Annotated in this window: 18 protein-coding genes; 2 read left to right on the top strand and 16 right to left on the bottom strand. The window is 59.1% G+C overall.

Features of this window, described 5'->3' with window-relative positions; all coding sequences use genetic code 11:
* Nucleotides 1-120: 120 nt before the first annotated feature.
* Both HDF09_RS01930 and HDF09_RS01925 read left to right on the top strand, forming a co-directional pair.
* Complete coding sequence (locus HDF09_RS01930; RefSeq protein WP_183760720.1) at nt 121-1,791, top strand: trypsin-like peptidase domain-containing protein; 1,671 nt, start codon at nt 121-123, stop codon at nt 1,789-1,791.
* A 364-nt stretch (nt 1,792-2,155) separates the two neighbouring features.
* The gene (locus tag HDF09_RS01925; RefSeq protein WP_311718390.1) at nt 2,156-2,440 is read left to right on the top strand and encodes a peptidoglycan-binding domain-containing protein; all 285 of its coding nucleotides are present in this window, start codon (nt 2,156-2,158) and stop codon (nt 2,438-2,440) included.
* A 74-nt stretch (nt 2,441-2,514) separates the two neighbouring features.
* On the opposite strand, the gene HDF09_RS01920 is transcribed toward HDF09_RS01925, so the two are convergent.
* The 16 genes from HDF09_RS01920 to HDF09_RS01845 form a co-directional block, all read right to left on the bottom strand.
* Nucleotides 2,515-3,522: a GspE/PulE/PilB domain-containing protein gene (locus HDF09_RS01920; RefSeq protein ID WP_183760716.1), complete on the bottom strand. Its 1,008-nt coding sequence runs from the start codon at nt 3,520-3,522 to the stop codon at nt 2,515-2,517.
* Nucleotides 3,510-3,818, bottom strand: coding sequence for a FliM/FliN family flagellar motor switch protein (locus HDF09_RS01915; protein ID WP_183760714.1), 309 nt, complete (start codon nt 3,816-3,818; stop codon nt 3,510-3,512). The genes HDF09_RS01920 and HDF09_RS01915 overlap by 13 nt, the downstream gene beginning before the upstream one ends.
* 14 nt (nt 3,819-3,832) lie before the next feature.
* Nucleotides 3,833-4,846 carry a flagellar motor switch protein FliM gene (locus tag HDF09_RS01910; RefSeq protein ID WP_183760712.1) on the bottom strand — a complete coding sequence of 338 codons (1,014 nt, stop codon included), beginning with the start codon at nt 4,844-4,846 and terminating at the stop codon, nt 3,833-3,835.
* Between the two features lie 50 nt (nt 4,847-4,896).
* The gene (locus tag HDF09_RS01905; protein WP_183760710.1) at nt 4,897-5,835 is read right to left on the bottom strand and encodes a sigma-70 family RNA polymerase sigma factor; all 939 of its coding nucleotides are present in this window, start codon (nt 5,833-5,835) and stop codon (nt 4,897-4,899) included.
* Between the two features lie 56 nt (nt 5,836-5,891).
* Nucleotides 5,892-7,976 carry a flagellar biosynthesis protein FlhA gene (flhA, locus tag HDF09_RS01900; RefSeq protein ID WP_183763120.1) on the bottom strand — a complete coding sequence of 695 codons (2,085 nt, stop codon included), beginning with the start codon at nt 7,974-7,976 and terminating at the stop codon, nt 5,892-5,894.
* Between the two features lie 35 nt (nt 7,977-8,011).
* The gene (locus tag HDF09_RS01895; protein WP_183760708.1) at nt 8,012-9,193 is read right to left on the bottom strand and encodes an EscU/YscU/HrcU family type III secretion system export apparatus switch protein; all 1,182 of its coding nucleotides are present in this window, start codon (nt 9,191-9,193) and stop codon (nt 8,012-8,014) included.
* 54 nt (nt 9,194-9,247) lie between these two features.
* The gene (locus tag HDF09_RS01890) at nt 9,248-10,030 is read right to left on the bottom strand and encodes a flagellar biosynthetic protein FliR (RefSeq protein WP_221269980.1); all 783 of its coding nucleotides are present in this window, start codon (nt 10,028-10,030) and stop codon (nt 9,248-9,250) included.
* Between the two features lie 8 nt (nt 10,031-10,038).
* Nucleotides 10,039-10,308 carry a flagellar biosynthetic protein FliQ gene (locus HDF09_RS01885; RefSeq protein WP_179586814.1) on the bottom strand — a complete coding sequence of 90 codons (270 nt, stop codon included), beginning with the start codon at nt 10,306-10,308 and terminating at the stop codon, nt 10,039-10,041.
* Between the two features lie 27 nt (nt 10,309-10,335).
* Nucleotides 10,336-11,229 (bottom strand): flagellar type III secretion system pore protein FliP, encoded by an 894-nt coding sequence (gene fliP / locus HDF09_RS01880; protein WP_311718385.1) that lies wholly within the window; start codon nt 11,227-11,229, stop codon nt 10,336-10,338.
* The gene (locus HDF09_RS01875) at nt 11,229-11,537 is read right to left on the bottom strand and encodes a flagellar biosynthetic protein FliO (RefSeq protein WP_183760706.1); all 309 of its coding nucleotides are present in this window, start codon (nt 11,535-11,537) and stop codon (nt 11,229-11,231) included. The genes fliP and HDF09_RS01875 overlap by 1 nt, the downstream gene beginning before the upstream one ends.
* Before the next feature lie 98 nt (nt 11,538-11,635).
* Nucleotides 11,636-11,974 (bottom strand): FliM/FliN family flagellar motor C-terminal domain-containing protein, encoded by a 339-nt coding sequence (locus HDF09_RS01870; RefSeq protein WP_183760704.1) that lies wholly within the window; start codon nt 11,972-11,974, stop codon nt 11,636-11,638.
* Nucleotides 11,975-12,015: 41 nt separating this feature from the next.
* Complete coding sequence (locus HDF09_RS01865) at nt 12,016-12,603, bottom strand: flagellar basal body-associated FliL family protein (RefSeq protein WP_183760702.1); 588 nt, start codon at nt 12,601-12,603, stop codon at nt 12,016-12,018.
* Nucleotides 12,604-12,799: 196 nt separating this feature from the next.
* Entirely contained in the window at nt 12,800-14,239 is a 1,440-nt protein-coding gene (locus HDF09_RS01860; protein ID WP_183760700.1) for a flagellar hook protein FlgE, read from the bottom strand.
* 83 nt (nt 14,240-14,322) lie between these two features.
* Nucleotides 14,323-14,817: a flagellar hook assembly protein FlgD gene (locus tag HDF09_RS01855; RefSeq protein WP_183760698.1), complete on the bottom strand. Its 495-nt coding sequence runs from the start codon at nt 14,815-14,817 to the stop codon at nt 14,323-14,325.
* A 46-nt stretch (nt 14,818-14,863) separates the two neighbouring features.
* The gene (locus HDF09_RS01850; RefSeq protein ID WP_183760696.1) at nt 14,864-16,642 is read right to left on the bottom strand and encodes a hypothetical protein; all 1,779 of its coding nucleotides are present in this window, start codon (nt 16,640-16,642) and stop codon (nt 14,864-14,866) included.
* Nucleotides 16,643-16,710: 68 nt separating this feature from the next.
* Nucleotides 16,711-17,193 (bottom strand): hypothetical protein, encoded by a 483-nt coding sequence (locus tag HDF09_RS01845; protein ID WP_183760694.1) that lies wholly within the window; start codon nt 17,191-17,193, stop codon nt 16,711-16,713.

Genomic DNA, 17,193 nt, shown 5'->3' with positions numbered 1-17,193 from the left:
TGTGACGCTGACCTCACCTCAGGCCAAAGCACAATACACCGCAGCGACTATACTTAAACTTCACGCCGCGCACACACTCCGGCACACAGCAACACATAATACTGAGGTCAAGACCTACTAATGGACACACCGAAGAACACATCCTCCACTCTGCTCGAACGCGTCCGCACCCACCGCCTCACCACGACGTTCACCCTTCTTGCCACATTGTCGGTCGGCATACTCGCCGGTTCCATCCTCACGCGCAATGTCAGCGGCAAAGAGCAGTCTGAGGTCAACTCTACCGACGCCAAGCCTCTCGTCATTCCCTCTCCAGTCGCGCTTTCCAACGGCTTCTCCCAGATCGTCAAGCAAGTCGGACCCGCCGTCGTCAATATCAATACCGAAGAGCTCCCCAAGCCCTCATCGAACAAGCGCAGACGTGGCGGCCAGCGCCTGCCGCAGCCAAGCGACCCGAACGGCGGCGGCGACGACGACAGCCAGCAGTCCCCAGGCGACATGCAGGACTTTTTCAACCGTTTCTTCGGTGGTGGCCAGGGCGGCGACGATAGCGACGGCGGTGCTGCCGGCGAACGCCGCGCGCTCGGTTCCGGCTTCATCGTTGATCCTCGCGGCTACATCATCACCAACAACCACGTCGTCGACAAAGCCGACAAGATCTACGTGAAGCTCTCCACCGACCCGGATGGCGGTCCCGGCGACGAAGGCCGTCCCGCCACTGTAATCGGCGTCGATAAAGATACCGACATCGCCGTCATCAAGATCGACACCAAAGAACCGCTCCCCACCATCAAGCTCGGCAACTCCGACGGCGCACAGGTCGGCGACTGGGTCCTCGCCATCGGCAGCCCCTTCGCCCTCTCGAAGACCGTCACCGCCGGCATCATCTCTGCCAAGAACCGTAGCATCGACGAGCCCAGCCCCAACGGCGTCTCCCAAACCCAGTTCCAGCGCTTCATCCAGACCGACGCCGCCATCAATCCCGGTAACTCCGGCGGCCCGCTGGTCGACATGGCCGGCCAGGTCGTTGGCATGAACACCGCCATCTACACCCAGTCAATGGGTTCTCAGGGTGTCGGATTCGCGATGCCCGCCAACATCATTGCAAGCGTCTACAACATGCTCATCGGACCCGAACATAAGGTCGTTCGCGGCTCCATCGGCATCCAGTTCCAGGTGGCCCAGTCCTCTGCCGTCAATCGCGTGTATGGCTTCTCGAGCGGCGTCATCGTCGGCGTAGTCACACCCAACGGTGGCGCGGCAAAAGCCGGCATCCAGGCAGGCGACGTCATCGTCTCGATCGATGGTCGCAATATCAAAGACGGCGACGATCTGGTCAACGACATCTCAGCCCGTCATGTCGGCTCGACTGTAAAACTCGGCTACCTCCGCGACGGCAAGCAGAATACCGCAAATGTAACCATCGGAGATCGCGCCAAGACATACGCCGATATCACCGGCCAGCCCGACGACACCTCTACCCCACAGGAGACCGACGCAGGAGAAGGCAAGCTCGGCATTACCGTCTCGGCAATCCCGGCCTCCTTGTCATCCAAGGTGGGGATCAAGGGTGGCGTCATCGTCACCAACGTCCGCCCCGGCTCCTTCGCAGACGAGATTGGCCTCGGCAAAGGAACCATCATCACCGCAATCAATCGCAAACCAGTCACAGATGAGACCAGCTATCGCGCCATCGTATCCACCCTCAAGTCCAAGGACGACGTCGTCTTTGTGATTCAGTCCCCCATCCAGAAAAACCTCAACTCCTACGTAGGTGGCACACTGCCGTAGAGCAGTCATCCCATAGAACCGACAGAAGAAGGAGTGATCCTGATCGACCTCAGCCTCACTCCTTCTTCATCGTTCGATGAACTACACAAACACCCCACCCAAAAGATGTATTCGCATTAGTCAACCTTTTTCTTGCAACGCACGTTACTATCGGGGTACCCTACTCTCAGCATCGACGACAGTCTTGGTATCCACTTACCGATATTTATCCCAAGGTGATGTTCTAACTATGCAGTTTGGCAGATCACTTCTAACCTCGACATTGCTTCTGGCAACCGCAATGCCATGCCTGGCGTTCACGCACTCGCGTCGTGGCCCAACCTCGCCGAGGGTATCGAGTAAACACTCAAAATCCGCGAAGCCAGTGGGACAGCGCACCATCGATGATGCCCGAGCAACCCAGATTCAGGCTTCTCTGATCAAGTCCGGCTATCTCTCCGGCGAGGCATCAGGCCACTGGGACTCCCAGACACAAACGGCGATGCAGAAGTTTCAGGCAGATAACGGCTGGCAGACAAAGTTGATCCCCGACTCCCGAGCCATCATCAAACTAGGACTCGGCCCCGAGCAGAGTTCCAAAATGAGCACCGGCACTCCCGCAATGACTGTCTCCGATGTATCTCCGACCTCAGGTTTCATGCAGCGATAAAACATTCGCTCACACAAAAAAGAGGGCCAATCGGCCCTCCTTTTTCTTTTCAACGAGACCTGCGTACATCGTTGCTACTGGACCCGGATGGTAAAGACGTGGTCTTTCACGTCCTCATGCGACACCGGCAGATTCCCTGCTCTTCCCACTGTGCCGCTCTCCAGCCACATCCTCAGCCAATAGTCCTGGTGAACTCGAACCAGCCGAGCCGCGATCGGTTGTTTCTGTTCTAACACCGCGGTGATCCGTGCAGCCATCGAATCCTTATCCGCGGCTGTCTCCAGCTTTGCCTCCACGCCTTCGCACGCAAGAAGCCTGCTTCGAGCCGCCTCGAACTGAGCCCCCTCCACAACTCCACTCTCAACCTTCAACCCCGTCATCTGTTCCATCGCCAGCGCGGAGGACGCATCCAGATGATCCGCGAAGCCGATATACAGGATGCGTGAGCCCGCAACTCTCAGCGGCAGTAGACCGAACTTTTCAACGAATACCCTGGGCATCACCAGAGCCATCGCCTCCGGAGAGAATCCCTCGGTCGTCAGCACCGGACACCCCCACTGCATGCTCAATCCGCGAGTGATCTGCTCAGCCTCTACGCCGCACTCGCTCCGAAGCCACTCGCCAATCTTCCCTGTCCCATTCTCTCTTTGCGCCCCCAATGCTTTCTGAAGTTGGGGATGAGTAATCCATCCCTGCGCCAGCATCAGCAGGCCAAGCGGAACCCGATGCCGATGCGGAGACAAATCTGCCGACGCTCCTCCGTCTCGCAACTCGCGACGCACTGCTGCCTGTACCATCGCGAGCACACACCGTCCGCTGCATCCCCACTGCCCTTCGAAGATCGGCCTGCGCCGATTTCTCCAGGGCATGGTCCATCCGCTCTCACACTCGGAGTTTCCACACATCCTCCGCTGCGCCGTCTTCCCCACAGAAGCCGGAAGACCATACCCTTCAAACCCCGCAAGCTCATTCGACGGCCTGTACTCATCCTCCTGCCAGGCCACCCCGTTCCCTACCCTCAAGGCACTCGGCATCAGTGCGCTCACCTTCATCGCTCCCGTCTTCTTCGTTAGAAAAGGCATCGAATGCTCTCCAGTCTCAGCTGCGGCGTAGCCACTTCAGTAATGCGCAGAGCGAAGTTGCCGCTGACGACAACCACCTCGCCCCGAGCCACGATCCTGTCTCCCACGACAAGGTCCACCGGTTCGGATACATGACGATCCAGCTCCACCACGTCCCCCGGCCCAAGCTCCAGCACCTCTCGCAACGGCATATCACGCGAACCGAACTGCAACGTCGCATCCAGCTCAATGTCACACAACAACCCAATTCCCGGATCAATCCCAGCGATCCCATCCGAACCCGTCACATTCTCCATGTCTCGTCCCTCTCCTAGTTCACACTCATCGTCTCGGCCGCGCTCTGAGTCTCCAAAACGCTGCTTAGGTCTTCACTCTCGATCTCGCCCTCCAGCTGAGCCCCGCGATGTTCGCCAGTCCTCACCGGATGCGCTCTCCCAAGCTGCAAGCCACCAACCCGCAACTCGGAGATAGCGTGTTTCGCCAACGGGAGACGCAGGACCATTCCCGGCTCCAGGGCCGTCAACTCACTCACTCGAAGCCGCATCGAGGGAAACTGCAGAGCAGCGCCGAACTTTACCTCACCCATCAGCTGGCGCATCCTTGCCTGCGCCTCCTTCGATCGCCTCTTTGGACGATCCCCCTCAGAGATCAACCGCCGCAGAATCGCATTCAGAACAACCGCCGGCAGACAGATATTCATCGCTCCCTGAGCCTCAGGCATACGCGCCTCGAAGCTCACGCACAGCGTCTTCTCGCCAGAGGTCAACATCCGGGCCACCGCCGCCTCCGACTCTCGCTTCTCAAAGACGAACTCCAACCCGACCGACTGCCAAGCCAGGTTCAGCTCCTGCACCGTCATCTGCACAACCGACGTCAGAATCGCGTCTTCAATATCGGTCAACTCCCGCGCCGGCCACGCTCGCCCTACCCCACCCAGCAGAACATCCACGATCGGCGATGCCAGCGCCAGCTCCAGCTCCAGCAACCCGACCGCTCCCAGTGGCTCCAGCCGAATCGAACAGATGTAGTTCGGAGAAGAGAGTCGTTCCAGAAACTCACTGAAAGGAAGCTGCTCCCCCGCGACCAGTTTCATCTTGAACGGAGTCCTCAACCACGCCCCCAGGGTGTGCATCAAGTTCCTCGCAAACAGATCGTTCACCGAACTGATCGCTCGCATCTGATCGTTGCTGATCTGTCCCGCGCTGCTGAAGTCATACTGCTCCAGCGGCACCTCGGCTTCAGCACCCTCAGACTGCGCCGAAGCATTCGCGCCAGCCGCCGCGAACAGTGCATCGATATCTCCCTGCCCAAGCTGCTTTCCCATGCATTCCTTTCTTTGGTTAGAGATCTCTCACAAACAACTAGATCAGAGCGTCAACGTGCTCCAGCCTTGCGCTTCGAAGCCTTGGCCTTCACAACCCCGGCAGAGTCTCCCGGCCGCAGACTCGCGAGCGATGCCCTTAGCCTCAACACCGCCGACGAGTGGATCTGCGAGACCCTCGACTCCACCACGCCCAGCGTCAGTCCAATCTCTTTCATCGTCAGCTCCTCGTAGTAGTAAAGCGTCAACACCATGCGCTCTTTCTCCGGAAGCTCATCGATCGCATCCGCAAGCCGTTGCTTCATCTCCCCCTTCAAGCAGCGAAACAGTGGGTCGTCCTCCGGCGCACCAGGAACATAAGCAAGCTCTTCATCGCCGGAGTCCTCCGACCGCTCCATGTGCAGGCTTCCAATCTCGAGCCCCTTCAGATCACCCAGCAACGCCTGGTACTCCGCCAGGGTCAGCGCCATCTCCCGCGCAATCTCCTGTTCCGACGGCGCTCGTCCGACCCTCTGCGTCACCGCGCGAATCGCCTCTTCGACCGCCCTGCCCTTCCGTCGCAGCTCCCTTGGGCTCCAGTCCAGCGTCCGCAACGAATCAAGAATCGCCCCGCGAATCCTGAACTGCGCATAGCTCTTGAACTGCACCTTCTTCTTGTGGTCAAACTTCGTGAAGGCATCGATCAAGCCCACAACACCGGCCGAGACCAGGTCATCCAACTCCACATGCTGAGGCAGTCGTTCATGGATTCGTCGCGCCAGGTAGCGCACCGTCGGCAGATGCTCCATCAAAAGCAGGTCCCGTTCAGTCGCGTTGCCATCCCCTGGTGCTGCCAGTCCCTCTCCGGTAAACGGAGCGAATATCCCCGCCTCCGCAATACCTGTCACCTCGTCAAACCGTGCGGCCTCCAGCGAAGTCCACTGCTCGCCCGTCAGCTTCCCCTTCGACAACTTCTGCCCGACCTGTATCGGAATCGAACTCCCTGTGCTCATACTTCCTCCATTCCTCATCTGCCGCTACTGTCTTACCGCCGTCCTGCACACCGTCTCTACCCGACCGTGCCAATGCTCCGTACCCGAATCTCCGGAGGAATCTCTCCTGGCGCCAGCACCGTCACCTTGGGCAGAAACGGCTCCAGCCAACGCCGCACGTGATATCGGGCTGGACTCGGACATAGAAGCACGGGGAGTGCCGAGGTCGAAGCACCTCCGGTTAGGCGTTTCACAGATTCCACAAGCCGCTTCAAAAAGTCCGACCGCATCCCCGCCGGACGCGCGCCATCCCCCAGCAGCAGCCCGGCTCCCTGCGGATCGAAGGTCTGCTGCAGCTCGCTCTCCAGCTCCGGATCCAGCACCAGCACCTTCAGGCCGCCCTCGTTATCCAGCAGAGAGTGCACCAGCCCTCTCCCCAGCGACTGCCGCACACTCTCCACCAGGTGCACCACGTTCTTCGACTGCTGCGCCGCCTCCACCAGAATCTCGAGGATCGCCCCCAGGTCGCGAATCGAGACCTGCTCCCGAAGCAGTTGCTGCAAGACCTTCTGAACCTCGCCCAGCGTCATCAGCTTCGGCACCAGCTCTTCCACCAGCTTCGGATGACTCTCATTGAGGCTGTCCAGCAGACGCTTCACCTCCTGCCGTCCCAGCAGCTCATGCGCATGTCGGCGGATCAACTCGCCAAGGTGCGTTCCAATCACTGTCGTCTGGTCCACCACCGAGTAGCCCGCAGCCAACGCCTGCTCCTCCAGCCCCGGCTGAATCCACCGTGCCTGCACGCCAAACGCCGGCTCCTTCGTCTCAACACCAGGCAGCACACGCGCCTTCGGATCCGAGTTCACCGCAAGCAACCAGTTCTGCTCCGTCTGCCATCGCGCAATCTCAATCCCGCGAAGACTCACCACATACTCCCGAGGCTTCAGCCGCAGGTTGTCCGTGATATGAATCGGTGGAACGATAAATCCAAGCTCGGTCGCCAGATGCCTCCGCAGCGCGCGAACGCGGTTGAGCATCTGCCCGCCCTGCTTCTCATCCACCATCGGAATTAGCTGGAATCCGATCTCCAGCGTCAGCTCATCCATCTTCAGCAACGAAGCCAGATTCTCGCCCTTCGCCGCATCCCCCGCCTTCGCCTTGTCACCCTTCGCATTCGCTTCAGCCGCCTCCTCCGCCAACAGCAGAGAGGCGTCCTTCGCCGCAGGCAGTCGCCGCGCAATCAACCCAACCCCAACCGCCAGCAACACAAACGACAGCTTCGGCAGTCCAGGAATCAGAGCCAGTCCAAGCAGCACGCCGCAGGCGATCCACAGCGTGTTGCGCCCCTTCAGAAGCTGCGTTCCCAGCTCTTCATCGAGCGACCCCGCAGACGAAGCCCGCGTCAACACCATGCCGCCCGCAATCGAAACCAGCAGGCTGGGAATCATCGTCACCAGGCCATCGCCCACGGTCAGAATGGTGTAAGTCTTCACGGCCGTCGCAAGATCCGTGCCATGCTGCAACACTCCGATCAACAACCCTGCCACAATGTTGATCGCCGTGATCAGGATCGTCGCCAGCGAGTCCCGCTGGTTGAACTTCGCCGCACCATCCATCGCGCCGTAGAACTCAGCCTCCCGTGCAATGGCCTGTCTCCGCTTCCTCGCTCCCTGCTCATCGATCAGACCAGCGTTCATGTCCGCATCGATCGCCATCTGTTTACCCGGCAGAGCATCGAGAGTGAACCGCGCCGTAACTTCCGCAGTTCTCACCGCACCGTGGCTCACCACAAGAAACTGAATCGCGATCAGCGCAAGAAACAGCACCAGCCCGACCACATAGTTCCCGCCCACAACAAACTGCCCAAACGCTTCAATTACTGCGCCGGCAGCGTGTGTTCCCTCCTGACCATGCAGCAGGATCCTGCGGCTCGAAGCCAGGTTCAACGACAGTCGAAACAGTGTCAGCAGCAAGAGCAGCGTAGGAAACACGGAAAAATCCACCGCTCTCCGCACCTGCACCGCCGTCAAAAACACAATCACCGAAGCCGTAATCGAGGCGGCCAGCAAGATATCCAGCACCACGCTCGGCACCGGCATAATCATGACGAACACCATGCTGATAGCGGCCACCGGCAGCATCAACGTCTGCAGCTTCGCCATCTGAAAACCACTATTCTTCTTTATCGCTGCTTCACTCACATCCCACCTCCAAAGCCACGCATTCCAACCATCCCCGTCGTTCCCACATTGCCTCTCCCGCCGAGCAGACGCCCGGTCATCTGGGTCTTCTGTTCTCTCTCTTTCGCCTGGCGATCCTGCCGCACTCGCTCTTCAACCTTCTGTCGATACAGAAAGGCCAGAATTCCAGCCACCGCCGCATACAGATCGAATGGAATCGACTGCCCCGGCTCGACCATCTTGTACAAACTCCGCGCCAGCAGAGGATTCTCAATGATCGGAACCCCAGCCCACCGCGCCTCTTCGCGAATCTCCGCAGCCAGCAGATCGCGCCCCTTCGCCAGCACTGTCGGCGCCGACATCGTCTCGAAGCTGAACTCCAGCGCCACCGCATAGTGCGTGGGGTTCGTAATCACCACGCTCGCCCGCGACATATCCGCCTTCACCTTGCGCTTGCGCATCGCGCGCTGAATCTGCCGGATCTTCGCTCTGATCTGCGGATTGCCCATCGCATCGTGCATCTCTTCGCGCATCTCTTGCTTGCTCATCTTCAGCCGCTGATTCCAGCTCCTCCACTCAATCGCATAGTCCAGTCCAGACCACGCCAGCGTCACCCACGCCGCATCGAGCGCCAACCCATACGCCGCAGAAAACGTAGCCGGCAGCCGCAGCAGACTCATCACCGGCATCGGAATCATCAACGTCTTCAAAGCTCCCCAACCCAGCACCACCATCACCGACGCAGGCACCAGCGACTTAACCAACCGTGTCGCTGACCGCAAGCTAAACAAATTTCCCAGGTTCGTAACCGGATTCAACTTCGAAAACTTCAACTCCACCGCGCTCGGGTAGATCTGCACGCCACCGCTCTGCGCTACTCCCGACACCAGTGCGCCGGTAAAGCTCGCCGCCATCACCAACCCCACCGGCAGCAGCGACGGCACCAGGATTCGTCTCACCGCAACATTGAAGAGCTGCTCTCCGTTCAACCCGCTCGCGTTCGTCGTAGCAGAGCGCAGGCTCTCCTGATACACCTTGCCCCAGCTGGCAACAAACCCATTCGACATCGCCCCAAGCATCACAACGCCGCCCAACATTGCCATCGCCGACAGCAACTCGCGGCTATGAACGCTATCGCCTTTTTCTTTCGCCTTCTTCTTTCGTAGTGGCGTAGCCTGCTCTGTGCCCTTATCTGGCATGAGGATTCCCTCTCAGGCAGCACGTCCCTCTATTTCCAATCGCCATCACGATGCTCATGCCCGCACCAACATCTTTGCCGCAGCATCCAGCAGCGCCGTGAAATGCCGTTCGATCCATCCAGGCCACACCGCAAGGCTCGCGATCAAGACCACATACGACACCATCGTCTTGATCGGAACGCTGATCACAATCGAAGGCAACTGCGGCGACAGACGCGCCACCAGAGCAATCGTCACCTCCACTGCCAACGCAGCCGCCATCACTGGAGCGGCCAACTGCACTCCCGCCAGAAAGATCCCGCTTGCCATCATGGCCAGAGCCACTCCGGTCTTTGCCTGCATCACGGCCTCTCCCACCGGCACGGCAGAAAAACTCCTTACCACCGCAGCCAGCAGACTCCTGTCCAGCCCCGAGCCAATGATCACCAGCACACCCAGCCAACTCAGCATCTGCCCCAACACCGCCGTCTCGATCATCGAGTTCGGATCCAGCAGATTCACCAGCGAAAAGCTGAACTGCAAGCCCAGCAACGTTCCCGCAAAGGTCAACGCCTCGTTCAACAACATCAACGAAAGCCCAAACAGCAGACCCACGCTCAACTCGCCCAGCAGCGCCCTCCCATCAAGCACCGCACGCGCTCCCGGAACCGTCGCCACCGCAGGCGCAAGCAGGATCGTCATTGCAAACACAAACCCAGCCTTGATCCGTGGCGCAATCGCCGAGGAGGAGAACACAGGCGCGAATACCATCAGCCCGCTCAACCGCACCATCACCAGAACCGCCGCCGACAGGTACTGCGGCCAATCCGCCATCAATCCACTCACTTCACGATTCATAGCGGCCTCTATCCCAGGTACCTGTGAAAGTCGGTAAACAACCGCACCGTGAAACCCACCAACCGATGCACCATCCACGGCAGCACCGCCACCGTGATGACGAAGACCACCACCAACCTCGGCACTGCCGTCAGCGTCTGCTCCTGCACGCTCGTCAGGGTCTGAAGCAGACTCACCGCAAGGCTCACCAGGGCCGCCGTCACCAGCAGTGGCGCGCTCAAAAGCATCGCCTCAATCAACACCCGCCGCATAATCTCTACTGTCTGATCCGGTCCCATCCCTGCTCCATCGCTACGTGTGCTTGCCTAAAAACTCTTGATCAACTGATCCGCCAGCAGACTCCAGCCATCGATCATCACGAAGAGCAGAATCTTCAACGGCGTCGAAATCACAACCGGCGGCAGCTGCATCATGCCGATCGAGGTCGTAATACTTGCCACCACCAGGTCCACCAGCAGGAATGGTAAGAACAAGATCGCGCCAATCTGAAATCCAGCCTTCAACTCGCTCAGGATGTAAGCCGGAATCACTACCTGAATTGGCAGGTCCTCTCTCTTGTTCGGCCGCGCAGCCATTCCTGCAGACGCAAATACCGCCAGGTCTTTCTCCCGCGCATAGCGCAGCATGTAGTGCTTTACCGGAACCACGCCCAGGTCCAGCGCCTGCTCGCCCGTAATCGATCCTGCGCTGTAAGGAGCAACCGCCGTCTGCTCGACCTCAAGCAGAACAGGCTGCATCAGGAACCACGTCATCATCAACGCCAGCCCCATCAAAATCTGGTTCGACGGAGCGGTCTGTGTCCCAAGCGCCTGCCGCAAAAAATGGAACACCACCAGCAGACGCACCATCGGAGTCATCGACAATAGCAGCGCCGGCAGCAGGGTCAATAACGTCAACCCAACCACAATCGACCATGGAACGCTCTTGGTTCCCGCAAGCTCCGATGCGATCGAATCGTTCTTCTTCGCTCCCGGAGTTGCCCCCGCGTTCGCGCCCCCATGCGCCTTCATGGCCGTTTTGCCAGCCTTTGAAGCCACCTGCTCATGCCCCCCAACCGAGCCTGCGGGTTTCTTGACCCAAAACGACTCCGGCGCCATAACAGCAGCCGCCATCATCGAGCTCTCTGCGCGAGCATGAACCGCAGGCAAAGCCATCGCCAACCCGGCCAGAGCCAACCCCAGCCAACGAAATTGGCTCACTACACGCATCGCTCCTCCATCCTGTCCCCCGTGTGCTCTAGCGATGTCTCAGCCCTCAACCGCACAATCGTCTCCACGCTCTCGAAGCTGCCTCCTACCAGAAAGCTCTCCCCCGCACACCTCACCAGCATCAGCTGCCGCTTTCCGCCAAGTGGCAACGTCTCCACCAGCTGAAGCTGCTTCTGCTGACACTCTCGTTGCCCGCGCCATCCACGCACCAGCGCCAAAAGCCATCCTGCAAGCCCAGCCACCTCGGGTGCCGACGTCTCCTCCAAACTTCCCGGTCTCACACCCTGCAAAAGCCGCATCTCAACTCTCCGTCCTAATACTTTGTCCAGTTACTTTGTTCAGTCCGAAAACCCGCATGATCGTTCGCACTCGAGGTCCACCACTCGTTGCTCACTCCCTACCCAAGCCGCGTCAATCGAAGCCCCATCCTCTGGTCGACGACCTCGAACTCGCTCCAACCCAGTTGCACCTGACCAACCATCAGCGGCACGTCTTCGGTCTCAGGCGAGACGCTTTCAAAGACCTGTCCAACCTTCAGCGTCAGCAGGTCCCTCACCCGGAACCGGTTCAAAGCCACACCAACCCGCATCGTGATCCTCAGCTGCGACAGCGTCTCCCACGAGGGATGTGCCTCAATCCGTGTCATCCACGGTGCGGCTGGCGTCGTCCTAACCAGATCCAGACCCGTCATCCCCCCACCCTCTGCAGCGAGTACCGCAAGCTCCGTCCCCGTCATCGTCTCTTCCTCTCTCTTCTCTGCAACGATCCCAATCTCGGTTAGCGCTGAACCAGAAAATCGGTGAAGAACACATCCATCACCTTCAGACCAGCGTTGTGCTCGGCCAGCGCAGCTTTCAACTCGGCCTTCAGTTGTTCTTTTCCATCGCTAGCCAGCAGACGATCCGCCGTCTGTCTCCCGAGCACCGTCAGCATCGTGTCGCGCACCGCGGCTACATCGCCACTGTTTTCCTTGTCCTCTTTCGGCTTCTCTTCCTTGGGCTTGGCCTCTTTGCCCTCCGTGGCGTCAGCCACCCGCAGAGTCATCGCCACCCGCAGGTAGGAGCTCCCGCCCGCATCCGCCAGGTTCACCAGAAGCGGTTCCAGCACCATGGAATGCGTCGCAGCCGGAATAACAATCTCAGTCCTGTGAGCCGAGCCTTCTCGTCCCGACAGCCGGCCGGTCCGCACCAGGTAGTACACAACGCCGCCGACACCCAACGTAGCGACGAGAACTCCCACCACCACAGCGATCAACAAAGGAATAAGTGGAAACTTAGCTTCCACCGGAGCCGCTACCGAAGCGGGAGAGGAATCCGGAGGAGCCGCAGAAGAAGCGCCAGCAAGAACTGTAGGTGAAGTAGCCATGATGCCTGGAGAGAATGCAAACGGGTGGCCAGTCCAACCTTCGCGAATATTAGCGATTCTTCAGGATCGCCCTATAAAGCTCAGTCAAGAGCCGGGGGCCATACAAACAGCAAAGAACAGCCGAGGCGGCCAGCCGGTAGAACCCATCGTCCAGGTCCCGTACCCGCTAAGCCGCCTCAACCCGCTTCAGAAAATGTTACCGAACCATCGCAATCACATCCTGCGAGATCGTATCGAAGGTCGTCACCGTCTTGGAATTGGCCTCAAACGCTCTCTGCGCAACAATCAGATTAGAGAACTCTGTCGAGATATTGACGTTGGACTGCTCGAGCGCGCTATCCTGCACAACACCGCGCCCACCAGTTCCGGCCACTCCTGCAACCGCCTGCCCCGAGGCCCCAGTCGTCTGGAAGTTATTCCCTCCAACCGACACCAATCCCTGCACGTTGGCAACATTCGCCACCGCAACCTGGCCGATCGTCTCCGAGTTGCCATTACTGAACTTGGCCTGAATGACACCACTGGGGTCCACGGTGAATCCCGTATAGTTACCGCTTGCGAACCCATCCTGAGTATTCGCCCCATTGCTATTCGCGGACGCCAGCTGGCTGATCAGCGGGCTTGTGCCACCGCCATCCAGGTTCCAGCTGAAGCTGAGATTGCTCGCTCCGTCTGCCAACCCCGTAAACGTAATCGGACCCGGAACCGTGCTCACAGGGCCAAGGTTCGTCCACATTACCTGATTGGCTCCCGCGTTATCCGTAGTGGTTGCCCCTACTGTAGTGTTCCATACCGGAAGCGCACCTCCAGTAGTGCCCGTACCCGAGATAGAGGTCACCTTCTCCAGATTGCCGTTCGAATCGACGACAGTACTTCCAACGGTAACCGCAGTAGAGGCAGGCCAGGCCGGTAAGTTCGGCGGTGGAATCAGATTTCCCGAGGTATCGAAGCTAAGAGTTCCGGTTGCATTGGTTGCTCCGGTTGCATCGCCAGCGGGCAGCGCCACCGAGTAGCTCCAGGTGTTCGTAGCGGTCTTGTCATAGGTGATCGTCGCCTGATGGCTCTGCCCAAGCGAGTCATAGACCGTTACCGGCGTCGTAAAGGTTGTGCCAACGGTTGCTCCCGAGTTCAGGTTTGCGGTCACCGAAATATTCTGGGTCGCCTGTGCTCCCTCAGTAGCGCCAACAGGAAGCGTGATCGGCTGTGGGTTTGTGTTCGTGTTCACCACGCCAGCCGTCGCCGGATAGCCCAGCACAAACTGACCGTCCTGCGTAGTCAGACTGCCGTTGTTGGCCACAGTAAAGTTACCCGCCCTGGTCAGCGACTGCTGGCCGTTCCGCTCCACCACGAAAAAGCCATTTCCGTCCAGAGCCATATCGCTCGTGTTCCCATTGGCATCGGGCAAAAGGGTTCCCTCGCTGAAGTCCGTAGTCGTCGAACCGACCTTGGTTCCTGATCCAACCTGAATCGGATCGCCCGCACCCGACTCCCCAAGCTGCTGATGAAACAGATCTTCAAACGAAGTAGTCTGTCCTTTGTAAGCAACGGTGTTAAGATTCGCCAGATTGTTTCCAATCGTATTCAGCGCTGTCGAATCAGCTTCCAGCCCTGACAGTGCAATCGAAAAATTTCCCATCGTCTTCTCCTTGACCTTCCTGTTGATAGTTCTGTTGATCGCAGCCCCTTCTCAAGGGACACTACGGACTTCCAATGTTTGTCTTAGCTCGCCGTCGAGCCGCCCCATATCGCGTTTTGCCCTGGAATCGCCTGCAAACCCGAGGCAGCGTTGGCATTCGCCACCGCAGCCACTGCATTCGAGCTCGCTCCAGAACCAGAACCTGAGCCTGAACCTGAAGCTGAACTCGGAGACACTGCACCATCAAGAGTCCCGATTCCCTGGTTGATCGAAATCAGTTGTTCGAGGCTGTTAACCTGTGCCAGCTGCGTGATGTACTGGTTTGGATCCGTCGGCTGCGTAGGATCCTGGTTCTTCAGCTCGCTCACCAGCAAAGTGAGAAAGTCCTGCGACGTAATATCCGAGTTAGTCGCGGAACTGCTGTTGCTCCCGCTCGTCGTCGGACTGCTGCTCGAATCCTTTGGCGTCGCCTTTACCGTCGCGTTTCGCGGAGCCAGTGCCGAAGCCACCGTTCCCGCCGCTGAACTCCCTGACCCTACACCTGACCCTACAATCGAAGTTATGTTAGACCAATCCATTGTTCCTCTCCTCGTGTCTTATGCCGTTGAAATGAATTCCCCTCGGTTATGCCCTGACGCTTAACCAGCTTCCACCGCTCCCATGACTCGCCAGCGGCGACGTCCCATCTTCATCAACTCCGTGCAAACCTCGATAACTCGTAACATCTTCTGCAACCTTCGCGGCCGTCTTCACAGAGCTCTGTTGTTGCCCTCCCTCATGGCTCTGCCGTGGTGTCTGTCCGTTACCACTCTCCGGTCCAGTGGAGTTGCCTCGAGACTCCGCGTCCGCGCTCGCAGTCGGATGAACGACGACCGTATTCACCGCAACCTTCTCCGACTGGAGATAGGCCGTCAGCGAAGGCAGCTCCCGGTGCAGCATCTCCTGGCTCGCCGGCGAAGCCGCTGACACCGATGCGTTCACCACGCCGCCATCGGCCATCTCCGCCCGAACCTTCAACCACCCGTGCGTTCCATCCGGGATACCAACCTCGAGCGCCGTTGGAGTCGCCGACAGAGTTCGCGGCATTGGCTCCATAGACCGTGACACACCGCCCGAACTGTCTTGCTCTCTTAGCCCATTCGACGAGCCAGCGGTTGAGGTGCTGCCTTCGCCACCGGACAACTTCGTCAATCCCGCAAGGGTCGTCGCTGCAGATCCTGATGTAACCTCACCGCCTGACACCACAGCATGGACCGCCGCCGCAGGAGCGTCGCCAGTCGTTCGCACCTTCGTATCGGTGTCACCACTTGCATTCGCCGCTGTTGTCTGCGATCTCTCCTCCTTCGCGTCAGGCTTTCCGGTCGCAGCCGGATCTCCTGGTGCCGTCGTCGTCTCACGATCCGATACGGAGGTCTTCGTGCCATGCGCAGCGTTCTTGCTGCTGCCTAAAGCGTCGGCAGCCGCAGGCGCAACGCCAGACGATGTGCCTCCAGACAAAGAAGCAGCGCCAGAGCCAACGCCGCTCTTGCCACCCTCCACGTTGAGTGCAACATTCGAAGTCGCAGCAGGCATAGCAGGCGCAGCAGACGCGGCAGGCGTAGCAATCGCAACCGGCAAAGCAGACGCTACAGCCGCATGTACCGGAATAGGATTGGGTATCTGGACAACAACCCGGGCACCTACTCCGTGCGTCAACTTCGTCTCATCGGCTATCGGAGACACTGTGACTGCCCCGTTCTTCGCGGTCACAACCGGCTGGCTAGCATCTCCCGCCTGCGTCTTCGTCGCTGTCTTCTTCTCGGGAGCAACCTCCAGCGTCCTGCCTGTTGCCAAAGCCTCTCTCGGACTCACCGGCGTCTGGACCTGAGGCACCTGAATCTGATTCCCTTCCGCCTGCTGCTCCAGTGGTATCGTTCCGTACGTCTGCAAGCTGGTGGCCGGCGCAACCTGAGCGGCTGCAGGTGTCTCTGTCTGGTTCTCTTCGGTGCCCACAACCGGTTCGGCAACCTGCGCCTCTGCCTCTTCCTCCTTCTTCTGAACCTTTGGTGCCGCCACGATCGCAGGATGCAATGGCGCAGTCTTTGCGACGTTGATGTCTTTGCTCTCAACCTGAGCTGACGTCAACTGGCCCGCAAACATCTTTGCCTTGACACCAGCCGCCAGGTCAGGCGCATCAACCAGGTTCTTCGTAGTTGGTTCCGTCTTTCCAATCGGCGCCTCAGGCAGCGTTACAACCGTGGAGTCTCTCCCCAAGTCCTTCCCCAAGATCGCCGGAGAGATCTCCACACGAGCATCGAGAGTCTGCGCGAACGTGGGCCCGTCGGAATTTTCTACGTCGTGGGCTGCCGGCTGCTTACCGCTCTGCTCTGCACCCATTGCCATCAGAATCGCCGTACTCATCATCTCGGTCCTCGCCCATCTCCTGCGACTAGTGCAATAGCAATTCCCATTCCAAACATGCGACGAAACGATTAGGAAGCCTTCATCTCTTCCCTCTCTTCTGTCTTCTCCTTCGCATCGGTCCATCGTCGTCGCGACAAAAAGAGATCATCGGAGGAGGATTGCACTCTTCTCCCCTCTTCCATCTGCGCCCGCGCCTCCATCTCTTCGAAGACGCGCTTCATCTGCTCCTTCTTCAACCGGCTCGCGACATACTGTTCTCTCGCCGCATCGCTCAGCTCCTCGCGACCCACCCGAACTTCTTCGAGCTTCTGTCGCCTCCACCCCGCCGTCTCCTGTTGCGTCTCGGACATCATCCAGCCCACGCGATCGCCCTCCGTCAAAGCTTTGCGCCCATCGATACGAGCCACCTGCGCCGCACACTGCTCGACGGCAATCGCCTGCTGCGCCTCGCGAACCGCCGTCGTTAACCTTTGCAACTCAGTCGAGTGCATCTGTTCGACTGCGGCGTACAGATTCATCAATCGCTGCAGCGTCTCTAACCGTGTCGACAT

It is taken from the genome of Edaphobacter lichenicola, assembly GCF_014201315.1.
Taxonomy (GTDB): Bacteria; Acidobacteriota; Terriglobia; order Terriglobales; family Acidobacteriaceae; genus Edaphobacter; species Edaphobacter lichenicola_B.
This window is presented reverse-complemented; position numbering and strand designations above follow the sequence as displayed.